Annotated in this window: 27 protein-coding genes and 1 tRNA gene; 8 read left to right on the top strand and 20 right to left on the bottom strand. The window is 68.5% G+C overall.

Annotated elements, in window-relative coordinates; genetic code table 11:
- Positions 1 to 57: 57 nt before the first annotated feature.
- A complete protein-coding gene (locus ACQPYH_RS02220; RefSeq protein ID WP_130445815.1) occupies positions 58 to 351 on the top strand; it encodes a type II toxin-antitoxin system VapB family antitoxin in 294 nt (97 codons plus the stop codon).
- A 29-nt stretch (positions 352 to 380) separates the two neighbouring features.
- Positions 381 to 944 carry a LytR C-terminal domain-containing protein gene (locus tag ACQPYH_RS02215; RefSeq protein ID WP_432885806.1) on the top strand — a complete coding sequence of 188 codons (564 nt, stop codon included), beginning with the start codon at positions 381 to 383 and terminating at the stop codon, positions 942 to 944.
- An 8-nt stretch (positions 945 to 952) separates the two neighbouring features.
- Here the strand turns inward: ACQPYH_RS02215 and ACQPYH_RS02210 are convergent, their stop codons facing one another.
- From ACQPYH_RS02210 to ACQPYH_RS02190, 5 genes are all read right to left on the bottom strand, one after another.
- Positions 953 to 2,464, bottom strand: coding sequence for a potassium/proton antiporter (locus ACQPYH_RS02210; RefSeq protein ID WP_432885803.1), 1,512 nt, complete (start codon positions 2,462 to 2,464; stop codon positions 953 to 955).
- 100 nt (positions 2,465 to 2,564) lie between these two features.
- A tRNA-Ser gene (locus ACQPYH_RS02205) sits at positions 2,565 to 2,655 on the bottom strand.
- Between the two features lie 13 nt (positions 2,656 to 2,668).
- Positions 2,669 to 3,097 (bottom strand): nucleoside deaminase, encoded by a 429-nt coding sequence (locus ACQPYH_RS02200; protein ID WP_432885801.1) that lies wholly within the window; start codon positions 3,095 to 3,097, stop codon positions 2,669 to 2,671.
- 31 nt (positions 3,098 to 3,128) lie between these two features.
- Positions 3,129 to 3,602 carry a tRNA adenosine deaminase-associated protein gene (locus ACQPYH_RS02195; RefSeq protein WP_130445812.1) on the bottom strand — a complete coding sequence of 158 codons (474 nt, stop codon included), beginning with the start codon at positions 3,600 to 3,602 and terminating at the stop codon, positions 3,129 to 3,131.
- 98 nt (positions 3,603 to 3,700) lie between these two features.
- Positions 3,701 to 3,883 carry a hypothetical protein gene (locus ACQPYH_RS02190; RefSeq protein ID WP_130445811.1) on the bottom strand — a complete coding sequence of 61 codons (183 nt, stop codon included), beginning with the start codon at positions 3,881 to 3,883 and terminating at the stop codon, positions 3,701 to 3,703.
- A 106-nt stretch (positions 3,884 to 3,989) separates the two neighbouring features.
- Between ACQPYH_RS02190 and upp the strand changes: the two genes are divergently transcribed.
- Positions 3,990 to 4,631 carry a uracil phosphoribosyltransferase gene (gene upp, locus ACQPYH_RS02185; RefSeq protein ID WP_130445810.1) on the top strand — a complete coding sequence of 214 codons (642 nt, stop codon included), beginning with the start codon at positions 3,990 to 3,992 and terminating at the stop codon, positions 4,629 to 4,631.
- Between the two features lie 12 nt (positions 4,632 to 4,643).
- On the opposite strand, the gene ACQPYH_RS02180 is transcribed toward upp, so the two are convergent.
- The 3 genes from ACQPYH_RS02180 to ACQPYH_RS02170 form a co-directional block, all read right to left on the bottom strand.
- Entirely contained in the window at positions 4,644 to 5,606 is a 963-nt protein-coding gene (locus ACQPYH_RS02180; protein WP_432885797.1) for a hypothetical protein, read from the bottom strand.
- Positions 5,607 to 5,761: 155 nt separating this feature from the next.
- Positions 5,762 to 6,664: a 1,4-dihydroxy-2-naphthoyl-CoA synthase gene (locus tag ACQPYH_RS02175; RefSeq protein ID WP_432885795.1), complete on the bottom strand. Its 903-nt coding sequence runs from the start codon at positions 6,662 to 6,664 to the stop codon at positions 5,762 to 5,764.
- 14 nt (positions 6,665 to 6,678) lie between these two features.
- Positions 6,679 to 7,692 (bottom strand): LacI family DNA-binding transcriptional regulator, encoded by a 1,014-nt coding sequence (locus ACQPYH_RS02170; protein ID WP_432885792.1) that lies wholly within the window; start codon positions 7,690 to 7,692, stop codon positions 6,679 to 6,681.
- 144 nt (positions 7,693 to 7,836) lie between these two features.
- Between ACQPYH_RS02170 and ACQPYH_RS02165 the strand changes: the two genes are divergently transcribed.
- The 3 genes from ACQPYH_RS02165 to ACQPYH_RS02155 all read left to right on the top strand — a co-directional run bounded on the left by ACQPYH_RS02165 (position 7,837) and on the right by ACQPYH_RS02155 (position 10,817).
- Positions 7,837 to 9,765 (top strand): Xaa-Pro dipeptidyl-peptidase, encoded by a 1,929-nt coding sequence (locus ACQPYH_RS02165; RefSeq protein ID WP_432885790.1) that lies wholly within the window; start codon positions 7,837 to 7,839, stop codon positions 9,763 to 9,765.
- A 249-nt stretch (positions 9,766 to 10,014) separates the two neighbouring features.
- Positions 10,015 to 10,398 (top strand): hypothetical protein, encoded by a 384-nt coding sequence (locus ACQPYH_RS02160; RefSeq protein ID WP_432885788.1) that lies wholly within the window; start codon positions 10,015 to 10,017, stop codon positions 10,396 to 10,398.
- Positions 10,398 to 10,817 (top strand): hypothetical protein, encoded by a 420-nt coding sequence (locus ACQPYH_RS02155; RefSeq protein ID WP_432885786.1) that lies wholly within the window; start codon positions 10,398 to 10,400, stop codon positions 10,815 to 10,817. Before ACQPYH_RS02160 ends, ACQPYH_RS02155 begins: the two co-directional genes overlap by 1 nt.
- A 94-nt stretch (positions 10,818 to 10,911) precedes the next feature.
- Here the strand turns inward: ACQPYH_RS02155 and ACQPYH_RS02150 are convergent, their stop codons facing one another.
- The gene (locus ACQPYH_RS02150) at positions 10,912 to 11,838 is read right to left on the bottom strand and encodes a helix-turn-helix domain-containing protein (RefSeq protein WP_432885779.1); all 927 of its coding nucleotides are present in this window, start codon (positions 11,836 to 11,838) and stop codon (positions 10,912 to 10,914) included.
- Positions 11,839 to 11,964: 126 nt separating this feature from the next.
- On the opposite strand from ACQPYH_RS02150, the gene ACQPYH_RS02145 reads away from it, so the two are divergent.
- The gene (locus ACQPYH_RS02145; protein ID WP_130445805.1) at positions 11,965 to 12,294 is read left to right on the top strand and encodes a PadR family transcriptional regulator; all 330 of its coding nucleotides are present in this window, start codon (positions 11,965 to 11,967) and stop codon (positions 12,292 to 12,294) included.
- Positions 12,291 to 13,532 carry an HAAS signaling domain-containing protein gene (locus ACQPYH_RS02140; protein WP_432885777.1) on the top strand — a complete coding sequence of 414 codons (1,242 nt, stop codon included), beginning with the start codon at positions 12,291 to 12,293 and terminating at the stop codon, positions 13,530 to 13,532. The genes ACQPYH_RS02145 and ACQPYH_RS02140 overlap by 4 nt, the downstream gene beginning before the upstream one ends.
- 91 nt (positions 13,533 to 13,623) lie before the next feature.
- On the opposite strand, the gene ACQPYH_RS02135 is transcribed toward ACQPYH_RS02140, so the two are convergent.
- The 11 genes from ACQPYH_RS02135 to ACQPYH_RS02085 all read right to left on the bottom strand — a co-directional run bounded on the left by ACQPYH_RS02135 (position 13,624) and on the right by ACQPYH_RS02085 (position 24,075).
- Positions 13,624 to 14,424 carry a GNAT family N-acetyltransferase gene (locus ACQPYH_RS02135; protein ID WP_432885775.1) on the bottom strand — a complete coding sequence of 267 codons (801 nt, stop codon included), beginning with the start codon at positions 14,422 to 14,424 and terminating at the stop codon, positions 13,624 to 13,626.
- Positions 14,425 to 14,466: 42 nt separating this feature from the next.
- Positions 14,467 to 15,480, bottom strand: a complete 1,014-nt coding sequence (locus tag ACQPYH_RS02130) for an adenylate/guanylate cyclase domain-containing protein (protein WP_432885772.1) — start codon at positions 15,478 to 15,480, stop codon at positions 14,467 to 14,469.
- A 19-nt stretch (positions 15,481 to 15,499) separates the two neighbouring features.
- Entirely contained in the window at positions 15,500 to 15,898 is a 399-nt protein-coding gene (locus ACQPYH_RS02125; RefSeq protein ID WP_432885770.1) for a cyclic nucleotide-binding domain-containing protein, read from the bottom strand.
- 57 nt (positions 15,899 to 15,955) lie between these two features.
- Entirely contained in the window at positions 15,956 to 17,338 is a 1,383-nt protein-coding gene (locus ACQPYH_RS02120) for an FAD-dependent monooxygenase (protein ID WP_432885769.1), read from the bottom strand.
- Positions 17,335 to 17,976 (bottom strand): VC0807 family protein, encoded by a 642-nt coding sequence (locus ACQPYH_RS02115; protein WP_432885767.1) that lies wholly within the window; start codon positions 17,974 to 17,976, stop codon positions 17,335 to 17,337. Before ACQPYH_RS02115 ends, ACQPYH_RS02120 begins: the two co-directional genes overlap by 4 nt.
- Positions 17,976 to 18,569 (bottom strand): TetR/AcrR family transcriptional regulator, encoded by a 594-nt coding sequence (locus ACQPYH_RS02110; protein WP_432885764.1) that lies wholly within the window; start codon positions 18,567 to 18,569, stop codon positions 17,976 to 17,978. Before ACQPYH_RS02110 ends, ACQPYH_RS02115 begins: the two co-directional genes overlap by 1 nt.
- Positions 18,570 to 18,601: 32 nt before the next feature.
- Positions 18,602 to 19,294, bottom strand: a complete 693-nt coding sequence (locus ACQPYH_RS02105) for a class I SAM-dependent methyltransferase (protein ID WP_432885761.1) — start codon at positions 19,292 to 19,294, stop codon at positions 18,602 to 18,604.
- Entirely contained in the window at positions 19,291 to 20,493 is a 1,203-nt protein-coding gene (locus tag ACQPYH_RS02100) for a 3,4-dihydroxy-2-butanone-4-phosphate synthase (RefSeq protein WP_432885759.1), read from the bottom strand. The genes ACQPYH_RS02105 and ACQPYH_RS02100 overlap by 4 nt, the downstream gene beginning before the upstream one ends.
- Positions 20,494 to 20,676: 183 nt before the next feature.
- A complete protein-coding gene (locus ACQPYH_RS02095) occupies positions 20,677 to 21,603 on the bottom strand; it encodes an ArsR/SmtB family transcription factor (protein ID WP_432885757.1) in 927 nt (308 codons plus the stop codon).
- 150 nt (positions 21,604 to 21,753) lie between these two features.
- Positions 21,754 to 23,100, bottom strand: a complete 1,347-nt coding sequence (locus tag ACQPYH_RS02090; protein ID WP_432885754.1) for a threonine/serine ThrE exporter family protein — start codon at positions 23,098 to 23,100, stop codon at positions 21,754 to 21,756.
- Complete coding sequence (locus tag ACQPYH_RS02085) at positions 23,101 to 24,075, bottom strand: sugar-binding transcriptional regulator (RefSeq protein ID WP_432885751.1); 975 nt, start codon at positions 24,073 to 24,075, stop codon at positions 23,101 to 23,103. It abuts the gene before it with no gap.
- Between the last annotated feature and the right edge of the window lie 5 nt (positions 24,076 to 24,080).

Raw genomic sequence — 24,080 nt, 5'->3', positions numbered from 1 at the left:
TTCCGGTGACATTCATGACCTGCACCTGAGACCTTTTACCCCGCTAGACTTCGGGGGGTGATCTTCAAGCGCGTCGGGGAAGACCGGCCGTACCCGGACCATGGCCTGCGGCCGAAGGACTGGTCCTCGCTGCCGCCACGGCAGGTGCGGCTGGACGAACTCGTCACGACGAAGGGCACCCTTGACCTGAACGCGCTGCTCGACGAGGACTCGACCTTCTACGGCGACCTGTTCGCGCATGTGGTGGAGTGGAAGGGCGACATGTATCTCGAGGACGGCCTGCACCGCGCCCTCCGTGCCGCGCTGCAGCAGCGTCAGGTCCTCCACGCTCGGGTCTTGGTAGTGGACTGACCCATGTCTGCTCACGGGGGGTTGAGCCGATGACAGCGATACATCCGCAACCGCGGCCGCATTCACGCATTCGCTGGCGTACGCCGATCACGATGGTGATCCTGCTGGGCATTCTCGCCGGGGGCGGCTGGTGGGGCTGGAAGTCCCTGATCAACAGCAGCGCCGAGCCGACGTGTGTCGAGCAGAAGCTGGCGAACAACCGGCTGGTCCCGAAGCAGGTCGTGCTGAACGTCTACAACGGCGGCGCGAGGGCGGGCTCCGCGCAGCGGGTCGCCGATGCGCTGAAGCAGCGTGGGTTCAACATCGGCAAGATCTCCAACGAGCCCAAGGGCAACAAGGTCGACGTGGCCGAGCTCCGCGGCGTCGCGGCGAGCTCGCCCGAGCTGGCGCTGGTCGCCGGTCAGCTCAACCAGAAGGCCGTGCTGGTCCCCGACGGCCGCACCGACCACACCGTCGACCTGGTGATCGGCGCCGGCTTCGGCTCGGTCCGTCTCAAGGGCATCCCGTCGGTCCAGGTGGCCGCCGGCACCACCGTCTGCCTCCCGGTCATCCACACCCCGCAGCCCGTCCCCTCAGGCCAGAACCCGAACTGACCCAGGCCCTAGTGCTGTTCGCGGCCGCGTTCGCCGAACCAGCCGGCCAGGCGGCCGGCCCGGGAGACGGCTCGTAGGCGGCGGACGGCCTGTTCGCGGACGGGGCTCGGGGCAACGACCAGCAGCGAGTCGGCGGCGCGGAGGACGGTACGGCGGTCCGGTACGAAGGCGTGTTCGCCGCGGATGACGAGCGAGACCGAGACGCCTGGCGGCAATCGCAGTTCGCCGATCTCGACGCCGGCCAGCCGCGACTCGCTCGGGACGTAGACCTGGAGCATGTCCGCGCCGAGCGACTCCAGCGGAGCCACGTCGATGTCGACTTCGTGCGCCGCGTTCTCGTCGAGCACCTTCAGGCGGCCGGCCAGCCACGGCAGCGACGGTCCTTGCAGCAGCGTGAACAGCAGCACCAGCACGAACACCACGTCGAAGATCCGGTCCGCCTGCGGCACTCCCTCGGCGAGCGGGATCGTCGCCAGGACGATCGGCACCGCGCCCCGCAGCCCCGCCCACGAGATGAACGTCCGCTCCCGCCACGGCAGCCGGAACGGAGCCGCGGAAATCGCCACCGACGCGAACCGCCCGACCACCGTCACCGCGATCCCGATCACCAGCGCGACGAGTACGTCGTTCAGCCGGAACCGTCCGGGTGACGCCAGCAACCCGAGCATCACGAACAGCCCGATCTGCGCGAGCCAGGCGATTCCGTCCACGAACGACCGGGTCGCCATCCGGTGCGGCAACTCCGCCCGCCCGAGCACCAGCGAGGTCACGTAGACAGCCGCGAACCCCGAGACATGCAGCAGGACGGAGCCTCCGGCGTACGAGATGAAGGCCACTGACATCACCGCGAGCGGGTAGAGGCCCGCAGAGCCGAGCGCCATCCGACGGATCAGGCCGACGCTCACCCAGCCGATCAGCAGGCCGAACAGGGCGCCGACGACCAGCTCGTACAGCACCAGGCCGGTGAACGACAGCACGCCCTTCTCGCCGACCTCGCCAGTGCTCACGAGGGTGACCAGCAGCACGGTCGGGGCGTCGTTCAGACCGGACTCAGCCTCCAACGCCCCACGCAGCCGTGGCCGGATCGGCACCCGTCTGAGCACCGAGAACACGGCGGCCGCGTCCGTCGGAGACGTCACGGCGCCGAGCAGCACGGACAGCTGCCAGCTGAGCCCCAGGACGAAATGGGCCACACAGGCCACCACACCCACGCTGATCGCGACCCCGACCGTCGCGAGGACGAGGCCGAGCGGCATCACCGGGCGTACTTCGTTCCACCGGGTGGTCAGACCGCCCTCGATCAGGATCACGACCAGGGCGGCGAACCCCAGCGCATGCGCCAGCTGCGCGTCCTCGAAGTGGATGTGCCCCGGCCCCGACTCACCGAGCAGCAGCCCCATGCCGAGATAGATGAGCAGCGACGGGAGCCCGAGCCGCGCGGTCAGCCGGACGGCAACGACCGCGACCAGCAGGACCACAGCCCCCGCCAGCAGGACCCGGTCGAGCTCCGAAACATCCATGGGGCCCTCCCGTGTGATGCGTCAGGTCCCGAGAGACGAAAACCCTGACGCATCACACAGCATCAGGGTCTTCGGCCTATCTTCCGCCCCGAGGGACGGTTGGCGGTGGCGGAGGGATTTGAACCCTCGGACGGGGGTTGCCCGTCACGCGCTTTCGAGGCGCGCTCCTTCGGCCGCTCGGACACGCCACCGCCGAGGACAATATCAAGGCCGGTGACGAATGAAGAAATCGCGCAGCCGCGCGCCCGCCTCGTCGGCCATCACACCACCGATCACCTCGGGCCGATGGTTGAGCCGACGATCCCGTACGACGTCCCACAGCGATCCCACCGCGCCCGCCTTCTCGTCGTACGCCGCGAAGACCAGCCGGTCGAGCCTGGACAGCACGATCGCCCCCGCGCACATCGTGCACGGCTCCAGCGTGACGACGAGCGTGCACCCGCTCAACCGCCACTCGCCGACGTGCCGCGCCGCCTCCCGGATCGCGAGTACTTCGGCATGTGCCGTCGGATCACCCGTCGTCTCGCGCTCGTTGTGCCCGCGCCCGATCACCTGCCCATCGGCGTCCACCACGACGGCCCCGATCGGTACGTCGGGCAGCGCCTTCTCGCCCTCCTCCAGCGCGAGCGTCATCAACCGCGACCACTCGCGCCGCAGCAGTGGGCTAGCCAACAGCTTCGATCGCGTCGTGGAACTGGTTGCCGAACCCAAGCGCCTCGGCGATCTCCTCGAGCATCTCCTCGGGATAGAGGTCGACGTCGTCGCAGAGCGCGCCGAGGTCCATCGCGGTCATCCCCAGGTCCGCAATGATCGCGAGATCGCCGGCCGGGACCTGTTCGTCGTCGTCATCGGCCAGCGGGATGTCGAGCTCGTCGACGATCTGCCGGGCGATCGGCCACTCGGTCGCCGCTGTCACGTCGGAGATCAGCAACCGGGCCCGGCCGCCGGCGACACGGACCAGTACGAAGAAGTCCTCGTCGACCGAGACCATCCCGAGCACGCCGCCCTCACCTGGGTACCGCCGGAGGGCGGAGACCAGCGTGGACAGGTCCGGTTCACCACGGAGTACCAACGGAGTGACGGTCCAATTCCCGTCCTCGGTGTAAGCGGCGACCGCGAAATCGAGGTCAGTGGTCATCGGCCCAGCCATGGCATCGGACACCGGGTCATCGTCCCAGACTCCGCCTCTCCATGCGATCTCGGAGCGGTATCAGATCCACCAACACCAGTCAACAGTCAGTGATGGTACGTCGCTCTCCGCATTGCCTCGCGCAGCTGGCGGACGCGTGCCCGCCGGGGTGCGATCCGGTCGCGGAGCGCCTTCGCCTCCTCGAGTTCGCGCAGGAACTCGGCACGCCGGCGCAGCCGGTCGAGGTCGCGGCGGGGTACCACCAGGCGCGGTCTGGGCTCGAGGGTCATCGGCGTACTCCCTGATGGGCGAAGCAGGGCAGATTCCAATGCACTTTCAAGTCTGACAGCGAGCGAGGTTTCCCGACGCGAATCGCCGACGGTAGCGTTCCGGCTTATGCAGATCCTCGTCGTGGACCACCCGCTCGTCGCCCACAAGCTCACCGCGCTGCGCGACGAGCACACGGACTCACCCACGTTCCGTCGGCTGACCGAGGAGCTCGTCACGCTGCTCGCCTACGAGGCGACGCGGGACGTCCGTACCGGTCCGGTCACCGTCCAGACTCCCGTCGCCGAGGCGGAGGGCGTCAAGCTGACCGCGCCGAAGCCCCTCGTCGTACCGATCCTGCGGGCCGGTCTAGGCATGCTCGAAGGCATGTCCCGGCTGCTTCCCACCGCGGAGGTCGGCTTCCTCGGCATGATCCGCAACGAGGAGACGCTGACCGCTTCGACGTACGCCGAGCGCCTGCCGGAGGACTTGTCCGGTCGCCAGTGCTACGTCCTCGACCCGATGCTGGCGACCGGCGGCACACTCGCAGCCGCGATCCAGTTCCTCGTGGACCGCGGCGCCGACCACATCACCGCGATCTGTCTGCTCGCCGCCCCCGAAGGCGTGGAACGCGTCGAACGCGAGCTCACCCACCTCGACGTACCGTGCAACCTCGTCATCGCCGGCATGGACTCCCACCTGAACGACAAGGGCTACATCGTCCCCGGCCTGGGCGACGCCGGCGACCGCTTGTACGGCGTCGCCCAGTAGAAGAAAAAGCTGTCAGACCAGCGTGTTGCGGTAGAAGAGGTTTGCTCGGCGGTCGCCGGTGACGCCGGACGCGAAGCCGAAGTACAGGCGGGCGGTCGCGTCGGTGGATCCGTAGACCGCCATTCCCTCCGGCTCGCGGTAGGTCAGGCTCTTCCCGGCCAGCGTCAGGAACGAATCGACGAGCTGGCCGGCGTTGATGTCGTAGCACCACAGCTTCGAGGTCGCCTTGGTCTCGTCCGGTGCGCCCGGGTAGGCCTCGCCCTCCCAGAAGTACGCGTACGACCCGTACAACGCCCAGCCCTGGAAGTCGATCCCGGCGGTCAGCGCGGGCTGCTTGAACGACGCGAGCACGGTCGAGTAGTCACCGCTCCGCGCGGCCGCCAGCGAGTACACGTTGATATGCATCCCGTCGGACAACGAGTGCCGTACGCCGAGTTGCCCGAACCGCTGATCCACCGCCGGGGTGAACACGCTCCCGGCCGCCACCGGCTTCCACTTCGTCACCGCCGCCGAGGTCAGCGTTTTCCCGTTCTGCCAGGGGAAACGGCAGATCTGACGCCCACGGCCGCTCGCCGTGTCCACGTCAGTCTCGGTCCATAGGTACGTCGTACTCCCGGACGCCTCGGCCCCGATCGAGACCGCATGCCCGAACCCGGTCAGGTACATGTACCCGAGTTCGTTGCCGGAGAAGTCGAGCTGGGTCAGCGCGAGATCGCCGCTGTTCGCACCGCTTCCGGCCCGCAACTGGGCAGCAAAGAGCCGGTTGTTCGGGGTATCGAACGCGAACGACTGCATCACGGTCCCGTCGTGCAACGGCTGACTACGGAAGAACTCGTTGGTCGTTGCGCTCATCTTGAAGCGCTTGGAAGTCGGGAGGGCCAGGGTCCGGGCGGTGGCCACAGGTACGCCAAGGGTGCCTGCGGCAACTAACGCCCCAGCACCCGCCAGCAACCCGCGACGAGACAGGTTGTTCATACCGCCGACCGTAAGCGATATACCGCGAACTGTCAGTAGTTCGCACGTATATTTCTGTGAAATCCTCAGAGAATGATGTTAGAAACTGTCCGGCAGGTCGACCGCCTCGGCCCGGCCCAGAAATTTGCCCTCAGCAACCAAAAGTGGCAGAAACCCTAGAAGGCGTAGGGATACGGCGACCAGTCGGGGTCGCGCTTCTCGAGGAACGCGTCGCGGCCTTCGGCGGCCTCGTCGGTGCCGTAGGCGAGGCGCGTCGCCTCGCCCGCGAACAGTTGCTGGCCGACCAGTCCGTCGTCGATCAGGTTGAACGCGTACTTCAGCATCCGCTGCGCGGTCGGCGACTTCGCGCAGATCTTCTTGCCCCACTCGAGTGCGACCGCCTCGAGCTCGGCATGCGGGACGACCTTGTTCACCATGCCCATCCGGTACGCGTCCTCGGCGGAGTACTCGTCGCCGAGGAAGAAGATCTCCCGCGCGAACTTCTGCCCGACCTGACGAGCCAGGTACGCCGAGCCGAACCCGCCGTCGAACGACGCCACGTCCGCATCGGTCTGCTTGAACCGTGCGTGCTCCGCCGACGCCAGCGTCAGGTCCGCGACCACGTGCAGGCTGTGCCCGCCACCCGCAGCCCAACCCGGTACGACGCAGATCACGACCTTCGACATGAAGCGGATCAGCCGTTGTACTTCGAGAATGTGTAACCGCCCCGCGCGCGCCGGGTCGATCGACTCGGCCGTCGTGCCCTCGGCGTACTTGTAACCGTCCTTGCCGCGGATCCGCTGGTCGCCGCCCGAGCAGAACGCCCATCCGCCGTCCTTCGGCGAGGGACCGTTGCCGGTGAGCAGCACGCAGCCCACGTCGGTCGACATCCGCGCGTGATCGAGCACGCGGTACAGCTCGTCGACGGTCTGCGGCCGGAACGCGTTGCGTACTTCGGGCCGGTTGAACGCGATCCGCACCACGCCGGCGTCGACTGCCCGGTGATAGGTGATGTCGGTCAGCTCGAAGCCGTCGACCTGCTTCCAGGCCGACGGGTCGAAGATCTCGGAGACAGTCACCCCGAGAGCATATTTCAGGCCTTTGCGGTGCTTTCCCGCAGTACGACTTCGGCCTTGAACGTCTCGGTCGTCACGTCGCCGCCCTCGATCGCCAGCTCGAGCGCACGGCGACCCATCTGCTCCAGCGGCAGCCGCACGGTCGTCAGACCCGGCCACACGTCGCGCAGCGTGGCAATGTCGTCGAATCCGGCGACGCCGAGCTTGCCCGGTACGTCGACGCCGCGCGTCCGCAACGCGGACATCGCGCCGACTGCCATCACGTCATTCACGGCAAAGAAACAGTCCACATCGGCCTGCCGATCGAGCAGTTGCTCGGCAGCGGCGTACCCGCCGTCGCGCGTGAAGTCACCGGCCTCGATCGCTACCGGCTGCAACCCCGCCTCGGCCAGACCCTCGACGAACCCGGCCCGCCGATCGCGCGCCGTCGCAAGCGTCTCCGGACCACCCAGTACGGCGAACTTCCGCCACCCGAGCGCGACCAACTCGCGGGCCAGATCGGCGGATCCGGTGCGGTTGTCCGGCTCGACCGTATGCGCCGGCATCCCGGACTGACTGACCAGCGCGAGACCCGCGCCGGAGTTGAGGAAATTCTCTACCTCGGACGCCGTCCGGGCGAGGCTGTCGGCATCGGTCCGCCGGCTACCGATCATCACCGCGGCGCGCGCTCGTTGCGCCCGCAACGACGACAGGTAAGCGATCTCGCGGTCGGAGTCGCGGAACGTGCTGGCCATCATCACCAGCAGGTTGCGCTCGTCCGCGGCACGCATCACGCCGTTCGCGATCGCGGCGAAGTACGGGTCCTCGATGTCGTGCACCAGGATGCCGACGACGTTCGTCGACGACTTGGCCAGGGCTTGCGCCTGCGCGTTCGGCGTGTAGCCGAGCTCGTCGGCGGCGGCCTTGACCCGCTCCTGCAGTTCCGGACGGGGCACACGGTCCCCGCCGTTCAGCACGCGGGAGGCGGTCGCGACCGACACACCCGCACGCTGTGCAACGTCCAGCAATGTCACCGGTGCTCGCAGATTCACTGGCCTACCCTTTCGTGCGTCCCCCCGGGGGCGGTGGCGGTCACCCTACCGAATCGCCCGCTCTCACGCTGCGTATCGGGCAGGTCGCTGCCAATCTCGGCAGAACCTGGCGTTGCGGCGCGCGAGTGACTAGCCTTCCCAGCCATGACGACCGTCCGCGCCAGGATGACGATCCTGGTCTCGTCCGCCGTGCTCAGCCTCGCGACCGTCACCGGTCCCGCCGTGGCTGCTCCGATCCCTGACGGCCCCGCAGCTACCCCGGCAGCACCCAGTGTGCCGCAGCATGTCGACGCGCGCACCAAGAGCACGCAACCGGTCTACGACTACGCGAACGCGGTCCGTGAATCGGTGTACGTCGACACCACGATGGACACCGACTCCGACGGCGAGGACGACGTGATCGCGGTCGACATCGTCCGGCCCCGCGAGCCCGCGGCCGCCGGTGTGAAGATCCCGGTGATCATGGACGCCTCGCCGTACTACTCCTGCTGCGGACGCGGCAACGAGAACGAGAAGAAGACGTACGACAGCGACGGCGAGATCCAGAAGATGCCGCTGTTCTACGACAACTACTTCGTCCCGCGCGGGTACGCGATGGTCGGCGTCGACATCCTCGGCACCGGACGGTCGACCGGCTGCGGTGACGTCGGCGGCCGCGACGAGATCCAGTCCGTGGTCGACGTGATCGACTGGCTGAACGGACGCAACACCGCACACGATGCCGACGGGCAAGCGGTGAAGGCGACCTGGACCACCGGCGCGGTCGGGATGATCGGCAAGTCGTACGACGGAACGCTCGCGAACGGCGTCGCAGCGACCGGCGTGAAGGGCCTGAAGACGATCGTGCCGATCTCGGCGATCTCCTCGTGGTACGACTACACGCGCTCCGGCGGCGTACCGTACTCGGACGACTACATGCCCTGGCTCGGCGGGTACGTCGGTCACGACAGCCCCGCGTGTGAAGACGTCCGCGGTGATCTCGGCGACAACGACGACGATGACACCGGCAACTACACGACGTTCTGGTCCGAGCGCGACTACACGAAGAACGCGTCGAAGGTGAAGGCCTCGGTCTTCATGACGCATGGGCTGAGCGACTACAACGTGCAGACCAACCACTTCTCGCAGTGGTGGTCGGCGCTGTCGCGCAACAACGTGCCGCGCAAGCTGTGGCTCGGGCTCGAGGACCACGTCGACCCGTTCGAGTTCCGCCGGGACGAGTGGGTGGACGAGCTGCACAAGTGGTTCGACTACTGGCTGCAGGGCCTGCAGAACGGCGTGATGAAGGAGCCGGCCGTCTCGATCGAGACCACACCCGATGTCTGGCGCAACTACAAGACCTGGCCGGCCGTCAACCGTCCGACCCAGGTCCCGTTGTCCGTCGGCAAACTAGGTGCTGCAGGCAAGGGTTCGCTGATGATCACCGACGATCCCGATCTCACCGAGGACGACATCGTCGCGGATCCGACCGAGGTGATCGCGGGCCGGCAGATGTTCCTGTCCGCACCGCTGACCGCCCCGATGCGGATCAGCGGTACTCCGTCGGTCACGCTCCGGGTGAAGTCCGACTCCGCGACGACCCCGATCACGGCCCGCCTGATCGAGTACGGCGACGCGGAGCGGTACTCCGGGATCCGTACTACTGACGACAGCACCTGCGAGGGTTCGAGCACCGACTACGACGACAGCTGCTACTTCACCGTCGACAAGCTCACCACCCAGAGCGACCACGGCATCGTCAGCCGCGGCTGGATCGACGCCGCCCACAGCAAGTCCCTCTCGAAGCCCACGCCGCTGACGCCCGGCAAGTGGACAACGGTCAACGTCCCCCTCCGAGCCCAGGACCAGATCATCCCCAAGGGCCGCGTCCTAGGCCTGGCCCTCACCCTCTCCGACACGGAGTGGACGACCCCGAACGACACCGGCGCCACCATCGACATCGACCTCTCCGCCAGCAAGCTAAACGTCCCCGTAACCTCGGGCAAGATCACCGCCCCCACGCAGCTCCAACCCATCGACGTGGACATCACCGCCCCCACCCAACGCCCCAACCTCCACGACCCAAAGAACTAACCCCTCCCTCCCTCCTCCCGCCGAGTCGTGTTGATCGGCGCGACCCCCTTCCGCCGAGTCGTGGATATCGGCTGCAAAAATCCGCCTCGATCCACGACTCGAGGTTTGGGGTCGGAACCACTTGCCACGACTGGGCAGGGCTGTGGACAACGGCAGCCTGTCGGGCGGGGAATTCGGGAGAATGGTGGGGTGTTGTTCACGGCGGCGCAGGCGCGGGGCGCGGGGATGCCTCGGGGTGTTTTGCGCGGCGTGCGTTACCGGCGTGTGCTGGGGTCGGTGTACGTCGACGCGGACGTCGCAGTCACGGCCCGGGTGCAGGCCGAGGCCGCGTTGTTGCTGACACCCGGTGCTGTCGTCAGTCATCAGACCGCGTTGAGGTTGTGGACGGCTGACGATCGCGGCGACGATGTCGTACACGTGACCGTCGAGCGCGATCCGCACGTCAGTCTCCCGCGGGTCAATGGTCTGCGCGTTCACGAAGTACAGAACCTCGAGCGTGTACTCCGCGATGGCTGCCGATCACCCCGCCCGGACGCACGTTCCTCGACCTGGCGCCGTACTGCGATCTCGTTGAACTGGTCTCGGCCGGGGATTCGCTGGTACGGCGTACCGACGTCACGCCGGAGTACCTGATGGAGCTGGCGGCGGCGACGATCGGCGCACGGGGCATTCGACTCGCCCGGGAAGCGGCGGCGCTCGTCCGATCGGGCGTCGACTCTCCGATGGAGTCCCGGCTGCGTCTCCTGCTGATTCTCAACGGCCTGCCTGAGCCGCGGATCGGCTACGTGGTCAATGACTCCGCGGGCGGTTGGCTGGCGACACCGGATCTGAGCTACCCGGAGCTCAGGTTCGCGATCGAGTACGACGGTCAGCACCATCTCGTGGATGCCCGTCAATGGCGGCAGGACATCCGCCGGCGCGAGAACCTCGAACGCGAAGGCTGGCTGGTCCGCGTCATCACGTCGTACGACCTCCTCCACGCCCCCGGCACCGTCGTCGCCCGCATCTCCCAAGACCTCCACACCCGCCGCTACCCCCACCTCGCCGCCTGACGGGCCCGTCGAGTCGTGGCGTTTGGTCCGTTCCCCGAACGCCGAGTCGTGGGAATCGGCGCGAAATCACAGCCAACTTCCACGACTCGGCGGATTAGTTGCCTTCGGCTACGAAGTGCATCGGGTCGCCGGAGGATAGGTCGGTGATGCCGGCGGAATAGAGGGCGCCCAGGAGGAGGGCGCGGCGGTGGGCGGCGAAGGTCAGGACGTGGGCGACCATGCCGCCGTAGGTGAAGACGCGTGGGGGTTCGCAGGTGGTGTCGACGAAGCTTTCGTCGAAGCGGCCGTCCTCGTTGAGTTGGTTGACCAGGGCGACGAAGCGCGAGCCGGCTTCGGCGTGGCGGGTGCGGAGTTCGGAGATCGGGGTGGTGACCTCGCGTCCGCATTCGGGGACCTGGAACGGGCGGTCCTCGACGGACGCGAGCCACATCTCCTCCTGCCAGACCAGGCGGTCCAGCAGGTACCGGATCGAGATGTCGTCGTCGATACCTTCGACCGACAGTTCGATCGGGCGGTCCAGTGCGGCGGCGTCCAGGCGGGCGCCGCGCTCGATCATCTCGCCGGTCAACCAGACGTGATGTTCGACCATTCTGACCAGTACGTCCATCCCTCTCACCTTTCTACGGGCCGGCAGCCGTAGCCCGGCCGGCGGCTGGAAATGCACTCCACTCGGCGCCGTCAGGAAGAACACCCGCGACGCTTCCCGCCGCCACTCGCGTGGCGACATCCCATACGACCTGGCGAACGCGCGGGTGAACGCCTCGTGCGACCCGTACCCGGCCTCGACAGCAACGTCGAGTACGGCGACCGGCTCGGTCAGCAGCCTGTACGCCGCCCGCTCCAGCAGCACGCGCCGCCGGAACGCGAACGGCGACTCGCCGGCCACCGCACCGATCACGCGGTCGAAATGGAACCGGGACAGATGTACGCGCTCCGCGAGCCCGGCTCCGTGCACCGACTCGCAGGGCCCGGCCATCCCGGCCGCCACCACCGCCACGAACTCCTCGAACACATCCGCCATGCCACCACTGTGCCCCGTCCACCCGCCGCCGACTTGATAGAAATTGCGGAACCCCCAGACTGGTTACCGCAGTACTCCGCAATGTGTAGTACTGTTCTGCGCGGAACACCTGCTGGAGGAGACCTGATGGATACGAGCCAGCTACTCAAGGGCGTCCTGGACCTCGCGGTGCTCGCCGTACTGCGCGACGCCGACGGCTACGGGTACGACGTACTGCGCCGTCTGCGCGCGGCCGGGCTGGAGGACGTGGCGGACGCGTCCGTGTACGGGACGCTGCGCCGGCTGTTCGCGGCCGGAGCGCTGACGTCGTACGTGCAGCCGAGCGAGGAAGGGCCGCACCGGAAGTACTACGGGCTGAACAAGACCGGCCGCGACCTGCTGGCCCAGTCGACCAAGACCTGGAACCACTTCGCCGACACGATGTCGGTGCTGCTGCTGGAGAAGGAGGCCGCGTGAACAGCACCCTGACCGGAGCGGTCGCGCTCTACCTGGCCCAGGTGCGGGCTCAGCTCAACGATCTGCCGCCCGGCGAGCTGGAGGACGTACTGCAGGACGTCAGCGGTCACCTGACCGAGGTGGCGGCGGAGTTCGGCGCGGAGCCGACGCTCGCGGACCTGCAGCAACGCCTCGGCACGCCGGCGCAGTACGCCGATGAGCTGCGGACCGCGGCCGGTTATCCCCCGCGGACCGCGCCGGTCAGCCAGGACGGTCTGGACGCCGGCTGGAAGGCGTTGCGCTGGGGGCTGATCTCGGCGATCGCCGGCCCGTTCTTCATTGCCGTCGGCATCTTCGCGTGGTCGCAGGACGAGACCGCGTTCTTCGGGCTGCTCGGGCTCGGGATCCTGTTCGTCGCGGCGTTCCTCGGCGTCCAGGCGTTGCGCGGTCACGACCCGCGGATCGTGCTGGACACCCCGCGTGGTGCGCGTGGCGCGGCCGCGATCCGCGGGTGGATCGACCAGATCCCGCCGAACATCCGGCACGAGCTCGTGACGATCGGCCAGCCGGTCTGGTGGGTGGTCCGCGGCGTGATCGGCGCCGGTGGGTTCTTCGCGCTGTTCGGGGCCGCGTCGGTGACAGTGGTCGGGGCGGTCGCGGGTGCGGCGGTGTCGATCTGGATCGGCCGGAAGACGCAGCAGGACCGGCGCTGGCTGTGGTACGTCGTACCGCTCAACGTCGTGGCGGCGATCGTGGTGCCGTCGTTCCTGGCGGCGGCGTACGTCGGGGCGTCGTTCGGATTCCTCAACAACTACAACGATTATCGCGGTAGCTCGTCGCACTACAACCCGCCGTCGAACGGGCTGACGCTAGACGGGAACTCGGTCACGAACATCTATCCGTTCGATGCCCAGGGCAAGCAGGTTCCGGTCCGGCTGTACGACCAGGACGGGAACCCGATCAGCCTCGAGCAGCAGGACTGCGCGACGAACTACGGCACGCAGTCGCGCGACACGACCAGCAACCTGTTCCCGCAGGCCGTCGTCGTACCGGACGAGAACGGCAACACCGACGCCGAAAACTGCAAGGACACCACCAAGGCGCCCTTCGTCCCGCCGCCGGCGCCCGCCACCCGCACGACCCCGCCGCCGACCGCAGGTCCGACGCCGACACCAACACCGACGCCGCCGGTCAAGACGCCGACCGTGAAGCCGAGCAAGCCCGCGGGCCCCACGCTCACAGTCCAGCCGACGCGCTAGCGCATCCCCGCGGCGGCGACTCGGCGGTACGTGCAGCGGCGCGCTAGCGCATCCCGGCAGCGGCGACTCGGCGGTACGTGCAGCCGCCGCGCTAGCGCATCCCCGCGGCGGCGACTCGGCGGTACGTGTAGCCGAGTCGCCGGTAGACCGCGATCGCGGCCGGGTTGTCGCCGTCCACCATCAACGCGACCCGTCCGTGCCTCTTGACCAGCTCGGCCGTCACGAACCCGCACACCTGCCGCGACAGCCCCTTGCCCCGAGCAACAGGATGCGTCGCAACCCCGGCCAGGAACCCAACCTCCGGCGCACTCCAGGCATCGGCCGCGATACTCAGCAGCTCACCGCGGTCCCCGGTCAGGGCAGCCCACCGACGTACGCCGAGATGCCCCGGCCACGCGTACGACTTGGGCGACGCCTCGGTCAGCAGCGCTTCGACCCCGGCGTCGCCGTCCAGCCAGGCGGCCGTCGTGGTCAGCTCCGGCACCTCGGACGCATCCATCCACCCGAACGACGCCGAGAACCTCAACCCCGGCACACGCTCCGCCAGCCCGCGCACCAGCTCCTCGTCCCCGAACGGGCGATACGACGGCCCGACCTCACGCAGTACGTCGCGCACGAGCGGCGCCGCATCCTCCACCGGCCCGACCACCGCGAGCCGATCGTGCTTGGACACGTCAGGCGAGGCCACCGCCACCGCGTCCCCCTGGCGCCACGCCCGCACCACCCCTCGAGACCGGCGTCCCGGCGCGTCCCCCTGGCGCCGCGCCCGCATCACCCCTCGAGACCAGCGCCCCGGATCGACCCCACCAGCAAGCCCCTGCGCCGCCCACTCGACGATCGGGTCGCCCCCGCTCACCCGCTTCAACTCCGCAAGCGCCTCGATCTCCCGCACATACCAAACCGTATGTCACGCCGTTGACGCGTAAACGACCCGCTACCGCTCGTCCGCGCGTTGGATGGCGTAGGGGACTAGGTGGCGGTAGCCGCGGACTGAGGCTCGGCGGAGGCGGTGGAGGGTGTAGGCGGGGTGGCCGTCTAGGGCGGCGGCTAGTTCGCGGTCGGCTAGGACGCGGCCGGGTTTGCACTCGGTGGTGAGGCGGGCGGCGAGGTTGACGACCTCGCCGTACACGTCGCCGAGGCGGATCAGGATCGTGCCGTACGCGAGCCCGATCCGCAGCTCGGGCAGCTCCTCGTCGGCGTTCACAGCGTCCTGCAGTGCGAGCGCGACCGCAGCGCCCTGGGCGGCGGTGTCGGCGACGAACAGCACCTCGTCGCCCATCGACTTGATCACACGCCCGCCGTTCAGCGCGACGACGTCGGCCGCCGTACCCTCGAACCGCTCGATCAGTTCGCCGAGTTCGGCCTCGTTCAGGCGGCGCGTCAACCGGGTGTAGCTGACGATGTCCGCGAACCCGACCGCCCGCACCCCACGCGCCAGCTCATCAGACCCGGCCACCGCCCGACCGGCAGCGGCCGCCAGGTGCCGGCGCCAGACGTAGGTCTGCAACCGTTCCATTGCCGGCAGCAACAGTCCCGCGACCTCGATCGCCTCGTCCGCGGACAGCTTCGCGCCGCCGAGGAAATCCAGGAACATCGCGGACTGCCAGGACGCCAGCCGGGACTGCGTCTGCCCGAGCTTGCGCGCAAGCGAGGACTCCATCTCGGGCTCGATGAACTTGTCGTCCTCGAGCGCCGCGACCAGCCGCAACGCCTCGACATCGTCGTCGGTGAAGGCCACCTCGTCGTCCGGGACGGTCGTGAAACCGAGCGCGTGCCACATCCGTTCGGCGCGCTGGATCGAGATCCCGGCCCGCTCCGACACCTGCACCCGGGTGAACCTCCGCTCCCCGCCCAGCAACGTCCGCTCGAACTCCGCAGCCAACGCGGCCAGATCCGGCGCCCCAGAGTCGGTGGCCCCAGAGTCGGTGGCCAAAGAGTCAGTGGCCACAGGGTCAGCGGCCCCAGGGTCAGCGGCCACCGCGGCGCTCGGCGATGGTGGCGTCGATGGCGTCGCGGAACGCCGGCAGCCGACGGGTCAGGTCGTCGAACTTCTCCCGGGTGAAGTGCAGCAGCTGCAGCCGCGACTTCGCCGTGACGGTTGCCGTCCGCAACGTGTTCTTCCGGACCGCGACCTCGCCGGCGATATCGCCCGGACCGAGCTCGGCGATCTCCTGGCCCTTCTCCCGGACCGCCGCCGTACCGCTGAGGATCAGGTACGCCGCGTCGGGCGGCGTCTGCTCCAGGATCAGCGACCAGCCGGCCGGCACCGAGACTTCCTCACCGGCCCGGAAGATGTCCCTGATGTCCTTTCCGGACAGGTCCGCGAACAGCGGGAGATCCCGCGGGGACGTCCTACCCAGTGCCACGTCGCTCCTCCTCGTCGGCCCCGTCCGGCGTTCCGCCGATGTTTCCAGTCAGTAACTCTAACGGGTTGTCGACGCCACGGTCACTCGAAGCTCCGAAACACGCGCAAACTCCGGCACTTCAGCCTCCGGCTCATCGGTTGCCCACCGCACATACCCGTCCGGCCGGACCAGAATCCGTGCCGCCGGAAGGCCCTCGCCCTCGAGCAGCACGAACCGCCCATCACGAAGACGCCCGGACACCGTCGCACCGTCCGCGAGCGTCAGGTCCGGCATCCGTCGACCCACCAACGGATGCTCACCGCCCGCATACGCAAGCCCGATCCCCGAGATCACGCCCGCCAACCGCCGATTCGCCTCCGGTACGCCGAGGAGATCGACGAACGTCTCGCGCAGACACGCGACATCGTCGTCCGGAACCATCAGCACACCTTGCGCCCGCGTGTTCGCGAGTACGGCGCTCCCGGCGGCATGCCGTTCGTCGTGGTAGCTGTCCAGCAGGTCGTCGCCAGCATCGCCCCGCACAACCGCGCCGAGCTTCCACCCGAGGTTGAACGCGTCCTGCAGTCCGAGGTTCATCCCTTGACCACCGGTCGGCGAGTGAATGTGCGCCGCATCGCCCGCCACGAAGACCCGGCCGGCACGATACCGATCGGCCTGCCGGGCAGCGTCGGTGAAGCGCGAGGCGTACCGGAGCTCACGCAGTACGACGTCCTCGCCGTACCAGGCCTGCAACGCGGCAGCGACCTCGTCGAACGTGACCGGTTGATCCTTCGGCAGATTTTGTTGCTGCGGGCCCGTGAACAGCGCACGGTGTACGCCGTCCTCCAGCGGCACCATCGTCATCACCGCACCATCCCGCGGCACCAGCGCCGGCAACGCCCAGCCCGGCTCAACACCGGAGATGACGACATCGGCCACGACCGCGCTGAACCGCCCGTCGCGTCCGGGGAAGTCGATCCCGGCCAGCCTCCGCACCGCGCTCCGCGCCCCGTCACACCCGACGACCCACCTCGCCCGGATCGTCTCACCACCGAACGACGCCACGATGCCGGTCAAGTCCTGCCGGAGGCCGATCAGCTCGAGACCCCGCCGTACAACGATGCCCTGAGCAACCAAGCGATCCTCCAGCAGTTGCTCGACGCGCCGCTGCGGAATCCCAAGCTGATAAGGGAATCTGGTGTCCAACGTGCTGTAGTCGAGCGGGACCGGCAACCCAGCGAAGTGACCGGCCGGCAACCGCGGCGCGCCATCGAGCAGCGAACCGAGGAGCCCGCGGGAGTGCAAGATCTCGACAGAGCGCGGCTGCAGCGTCAACGCCTTCGACTGCCCCGACCGCTCGGCGGCTTTGTCGACGAGCACGACGTTCGCGCCCGCGAGAGCCAACTCCGACGCCAGCAACAACCCAGTGGGTCCGGCGCCGACGACCAGCACGTCGCTCATGCGAGCAGATCGTTCTTGCGCGAGTAGATCATCATGAAGCCGTAGAGCAGCGCGAACAACACGATCCACTGGATCGTCGTCACACCCGGGACCGCGTCGAGCGGCAGCACATACGCGATCACGACACGGACGACCGCGTCGAAGACCAGACCGACTCCCCAGACGATCGTGACCAGGCGTATGCCGTACCGGAAGCGCGGCTCACTGTCCCACCGACCCGCCCACACCGACCCGCCGCCCTTGCCACGCTTGGCTTCCGCGATACCACGACCGATCGACAGCAGCAGAGGCTTGCCCAGGGCAACGGTTCCGAGCATCCACAGGCCGCACAGAGCGGTGATCACGCCATCCTTGGCGAGCAGCATCCGCGGGCTGTGCATCGCCAGCGACGCGCTGGTCCCGACCGCGAGCGCGATGATCATGAACACGGCCATCCAGTCGACCTTGCGGCCGCGGACGATCGAGTACGCCGTACGCACGACCGGGATCACGGATCCGGCTAGGGTCGCACCGACCACGCCGACGCCGGATTGGCGGAGGCCGTAGAAGATCAGCAGCGGCACGACCAGGTCGACCAGGACCGGAGCGAGCACCGCTCCCCAGCGCGCTTTGGGCTTGGCATCCAACGCCATCGTCATCATCGCTCCACTCGGGTCGCTCGGTCGAAGGTCCCGACCAGTTCCCGCGCGCAGTCATCGGGGTCGGCGCCGCCGATCAGGCGGCCGGCCGCGGCATCGATGGCGGCGCGCAGAATGACCGCCATCAGCAAGGAATCGAAGCGCCGGAACACGCCGGTCTGCTGGCCAGCCTCGAAGAGCGCAACCAGCCGGGCGACGGCACCATCAGCCTCCTCGGACGGCACCGGGGCGCCGCCGAAGACGATCTGCTGCACCGCACGGACATGATCCGGCCGGGCCGCGATGAACTCGACGTTCGACCGGATGTACGCGGCGAGCTTCCCCGGCAGCTCGTCGGCGGCCTCGATCGCCGGCCGCATCGCCTCGGCCGCGTCGGTGGTCACCCGGCGCAGGACCTCCGCCAGCAACTCGTCCTTGGTGCTGAAGTGGTACGAGATCAGCCGCTTGCTGCTCAGCCCGGCAACCTCGCAGATCGCGTCGTACGACGTCGCCGCATAGCCGCGCTCCGCGAGCACGGTGATCGTCGCGGCCACGATCTGGTCGCGGCGAGCCGCCGTACTCCGGGCGCGGTCGGTGCCCTGATTTATCCGCATGAGTAAAAGTTACCCAACCGGATAAAACCTCGTCAAGTGCGGGCCGAGACCAAGAGGATCGGCGGGCGGCGTCGGTGGATGGCGAGGTGGGGGTAGGCGGCCACCTGAGCCGGCGTCGGGAGCGGCTCGTCGAGGGACTCCAGACGGAAGCCGTGGCGGCGGAGGCTCAAGACAATCGAGCCGATCGTGCGGTGGTACTTCACCACCCCGTCGACGAACCAGCTCCGCTCCCGCCGCCCCTCGTCCGCGTAGTCGTCGACCACACAGTCCGCAGCGACCACCGGCGCTGTCATCACCGGATGTTCCACCGAGAACACGAATGCTCCACCCGACGCGAGCCAACCCGCGACCCGCGCGACCAGCCCATCGAAGTCCTCGACGTAGTGCAACGCCATGCTGCTGACCACCAGGTCCGCGGAGCCGCGCGGCAGGTCGAAGCCGGCGACATCGGCGCGCAGATACCGAACGCGGGGATGCCGGACCGCGGCCGCAAGCATCTGCTCGGAGGCGTCAACGGCAACCACATGCGCAGCGCCCCGAGCAGCCAGGCGAACGGCAAGCCCACCCTCACCACACCCCAGATCCACCACCCGAGCTCCTTCGACCGGCAGACCTCGGAGCGCAGCGTCCATTGCCGGTATCTCCAAGGCGTCGTTGATGCCCTGGCCAGTGCGACGCAGTTGCCGGTAGCCCTTCAGGAACTGAGGGTTGTCGTAGAGGCTCACAACCAGCGCTCCAGATCGTGGATGTCGATCATCGGCAACTCCCACCGCAGCGCGAACTGCTCGAGGTCGGCCGCGCCCGCCATCACCCCGTCGGCTCGCATCACCTCACAACACACGCCGACCGGCGCCAACCCCGCCGCAACGCACAACGCGACCGTCGCCTCGGTGTGCCCTTGACGCTCGTCGAGCAACCCAGGCCGCGCGGCGAGCGGGAACACATGCCCAGGTCGCAGGAAGTCGTCCGGTACGGCGTCCGGCGACGCCAGCCGGCGAATCGTCGCCGCCCGATCGGCCGCGGACACCCCGGTCCCTTCAGACGCGGCGAGATCGACCGGCACGTGCATCGCCGTACCCTGCCGGTCACCGTTGCCCGGGATCGGCCGGATCTCCAACCGCTGCAGTACGTCGGCCGCGCACGGGACCGTCGTGTGCCCACAAGCCTGTGTGAGCAGGAATCTCATCGCCTCCGGCCGGAACCGCTCACCCGCGAAGACCACATCGCCTTCGCCCTCAGCCGTCGGATCCCAGACGACAACCCCGCCACCGGCCGCGATCTGCGCAACCACCTTCTGTACGCCGGCCTCGCCGCTGAGCTGCCCGGCCCACGGCAGCTGTGCGACCGCCCGCTGCAACTCCGGCCCATGCCCTTCACGCGCCATCCGTACGAGCAGATCGCTCTCGAGGTTGACCCGGTCGCCCGCGACCAGCGCACCGAGCTTCGTCTTCGTCAGCGTGTTCGGCACAAGTACGACGGAGAACCGGTCCTTGAGCACCTCGGCGACGGTGATGCTCACGCCGTCGATCGCCACCGAGGTCTTCGCCACCAACCGCGCCAACAGTCGCTCCGGCGGCTTGATCCACACCCGGTGACCGGCCGGCTCGACGTCGACGCGGAGCACCTTGCCGACCCCCTCGACGTGCCCCTGGATCAGATGCCCGTCGATCCGGTCCCCGATCGCAACCGGCAGTTCGACGTGCAGCGTCGTACCGCCGCAGACTCGATCGAACGTCGTACGCCGACGGGTCTCGTCCGTCACGACAACCCTGATCTCGCCGGGCGGGCCCGACTCCGCGGTGAACCTGATCCCGTCGAGGCAGACCGCGCCACCCGGCGCCACCGCGACATCCGACGTGACCCGCAACAGGTCGCCGGCAACCTCGACGACAGTGCCTACATTCTCGATTCGTCCTGTGAACATGCTTCGCTCTCCGCCACTCGTTCATGGCCAGGGACCATCCGAGGTCCGAGCTGAAGCGGGGTATCACCGCGTGGCCCCGGTCGCACCGGGTCACTCCGCCTCCCGGCAGAGCCGACGGGCCTGGAATCACGTCCAACCGTCACACCGTGGAATCGCACCAATCGGCAGTAAACCACAGAGGGGTCAGAGCACGTCCAGGAGATTGCTGCCCCGAGTGGTGCGGCTGACGAGGACCTGGCGACCATGGCGTTCCCGAGTGATCAGGCCGGCGCGCGTCAGTACGTCGCAGTGGCGTGAGGCGGCGGCCGGCGTGACGCCCAGCTCGGCGGCGATCGCGCCGACGGTCAGCGCGCGGCCCAACATCCGCAGCACCCGTGCACGCGGTACGCCGAGCACGACGTCCAGCGGATCCTCGACCGATCGGACCGGACTCACATCGGGGAGCCCCCGGAGCGGGTAAGCAATCGAGATGACGTCCGGCTCCATGCCGTTGACGAACAGTTGGTCCGGGGCGCCGATGCTCGGCACCAGGGCCAGCCGGCGTCCGGCGTACGGGATCAGCTGACTGCCGTCGATGCAGAAGCTGTCGTCGGTGAAGGTCAGTCGTGAGCTGATCGTGTTCAGGGCGTCGGGCAGGCAGCCGCGGACGGCGGCCAGACCGACACGTTCGGCCTCGGAGTCGAAGGCAGGCCGGAGCAGTCGCCACCGGGGTTCGAGAGCTCGCCAGCACAGGTCGCTCAACTCGGCGTAGGTGCGGAGCCAGTTCCCGGGATCCCGGGCTGCCGTCCGCCAGACCGCAGGGTCGCCGCCGAGCGTCTCGATCTCGTCGAGGAACAGTTGCGGCGAGTACTCGCGCATGGCCGCCACCTGGTCCGGCACCGACACGTCCGACGGCGGGATGAGCGGGACCACCACATCGGGAACACCACCGTTCTGCCCCGGCCGCAGCGGTCGCAGCAGTGGCTCGTGCTCAGCCCGCGCGACGATCCGCCGCAGCGGTTGCAGGACGTGGCGGGACGAGTACGGGCCGCGGTGCCCAAGGGCCTCGCGCAGCGCGAGGAACACCGACTGCTGCGGCGACTGGATCAACACGACCTGCGGCTGCGCCATGACTCCTCCCTCGGCACAACACGCTAACGACCAGTCGGCTCATCGTTGACGGATCCGTCAAAAGATTGTTGGCCGATCCACCGCCAGGCCAGCATCGGAACATCAAACGCCCTTCCCACTAAGGAGAAAGTCGATGACCAGCAAGGACATTTAGGTTCCGGTGCGGCGTCGGCGGCGTGGTCGGGTCGTCCGCCGGCGCACGGGGCGGCGCGGGCCTACCAGGCGGGGGCCCGCGAGCCGATCTTCGAGGCGGCGGGCTTCGCGGCGGATCGGCTGGGCGAGGTACTCGCCCAGGATCAGGCCGGACGCGAGCGCGACGCCGATGGCGACCGCGGTGCCGAGGCTGACGATACCGATCAGGTTGCCGAGGCCCATCAGCTCGTAGAGGCCCTTGTAGATCGTGAGGCCCGGCAGCAGCGGGATCGAGCCGGCGACGACCACGACCAAGGGCGGTACGCCGACGCGACGCCCGACGGAGTAGCTGCCCAGCCCGACGACACACGCCGCCGCGGCGGTGGCCCAGGCCGGCCCGAACGACGCGCGGATCATCAGCGTGAAGACCAGCGAGCCCAGCGCGCCCATGACGGCGACCGGCAGCAAAGCGCGGAGAGGTGCGTACGTCGCGTAGGCGAACGCGACCGCCATCACCGCGCCGGACAGGACCATGACCGGCAGGTTCCCGAGCTGGATCGTTTCGGCCTCGATGCCGACGTGCAGCCCGAACTTCAGCCCCACCGCGAGCCCGAGCGAGACCCCCGCGATGATCCCGCCGGTGAGCAGCATCGCTTCGAAACTGCGGGCCGCGGCGGTCACGTAGTACCCGGTGATCGCGTCCTGGACGGCACCGGTGAGCGCGATCCCGGCCAGCAACATAATGATGCCTGCGGCAACGACCAGTGAGGGTTTCACCGGCGCGTGGACGGCGTACAGGATCAAGGCAACCGCGGTCGCGACGAAGGCGCCGGCGACCTGCTGGTAGAACGCGGGCAGCCGCTGCCGGTTGAACCAGCGGTTGCTGACGTCGATCACGATCGCGGTGAGCACCGCCACCAACGTGATCAGCCAGCCGCCGCCGAGCAGCAGCGTCGCGCCGCCCGCCATCACACCCCAGGCGAGTACGGCGCTCCACCGCGGGTACGGCGGACCCGCCGACGTCAGGCGGGCCAGCTCACGCGACGCCTCCTCGCGGGTGATGTCGCCGCGAGCGAACCGTCGTACCAGCTGATCGACGTCGGTCAGCCGGGAGAAGTCCTGCGAGCGATAGCGGACCAGGCGGATGTGCGTCTCGGGCGCGACGTCGGGCGCGGCCTGGTACGAGACCGCCATCGAGGTGAACGTGATGTCGACCTCGCATCCGCGCAGTCCGCCCGCGGCGGTGACACCGAGGATCGTCGCGGTCGCGTCCGCCGTACCGGCGCCACTGGACAGCAGCACCTCACCGACCCGCAAGGCCAGGTCGATGGTGGCGTAGACCTCCCGCTGCTCGTCAGGCTCCATCTACTGCTCGAGCAGCCGGTGGGCCATCGCGAGGTCGGTGATCAGGATGTTGACCCAGCCGCCGAGCATCGCGGCCCGGATCGCGGAGTACTTGCGTTCACCGCCGGCGACCCCGATCCGCCGCGGCACCGCCAGCAGCTCCTTCGCGGTCACCCCGATGACCCGCTGGTCGAACGTCGAACGCACAAGCTTTCCCTCTTCGTCGAAGAACCGGAAACACACGTCCCCGACGGCACCGAGCCGGCGCAGCTCGTCCTGGTCGGCCTCCGCGACCGCGTTCCCACTGCGCTGCAGTAACGGCGAGGGCTCGAGGCTACCGATCCCGACCAGGGCGTCGGTGAGTTGTCCCCACGTGCCCAGAACGTCGCGAACCGACACGTCGTTCATCATCGCCCGGCGTACGGCGGGTGTCCCGACCAGACCGGGCGCAGGCAGGTAGACCGGCATCCCACCGGTCAGCTCGGCGAACCGCGCGGTCAGCCGGGTGGCCTGCATCTGCACCGCCGCGTCGCCCAGACCGCCGACGATCTGGACCACCTTGTCCACCACCGGCACGCTCTTGCGCGGCATCCGGTCGACGGCGCTGATCAGCGTCTCGCTCCATGACGAGATCCCGACCACGTGCCCGCCGGTCAGCGTCATGTCCAGGTACGCCGCCGCGCCCGAACCGAGCGCCGGCAGTACGTCGTCCCCCACGCCGAGTGTGTCGACGACGACAGCGTCCCGCAGCCCGTACCGGCCCTGCAGCTCGTCCTCGAGGTCGCTGTGCACGCCGCTGGGCATGGTCACCACGGTGTGTACGATGCCGACGTCGACGGCCTGCTTGAGCATCCGGGACACGCGCGCCTGCGACAGGTTGAGCTCGGCGGCGATCTGCGGCTGGCGGATGCCCTTCTCGTGGTACATCCGCGCAACCTTCGCGAGCAGCCGCAGCTCGTCCAGCCCCGGCTGGCGTACTGCGCGGTTCGCGTTCACTCGAC

This window comes from Kribbella sp. CA-245084, from assembly GCF_050942355.1.
GTDB lineage: Bacteria > Actinomycetota > Actinomycetes > Propionibacteriales > Kribbellaceae > Kribbella.
Note: the sequence above shows the minus strand (reverse complement) of the source record. Positions and strands in the feature narration are given on the sequence as shown.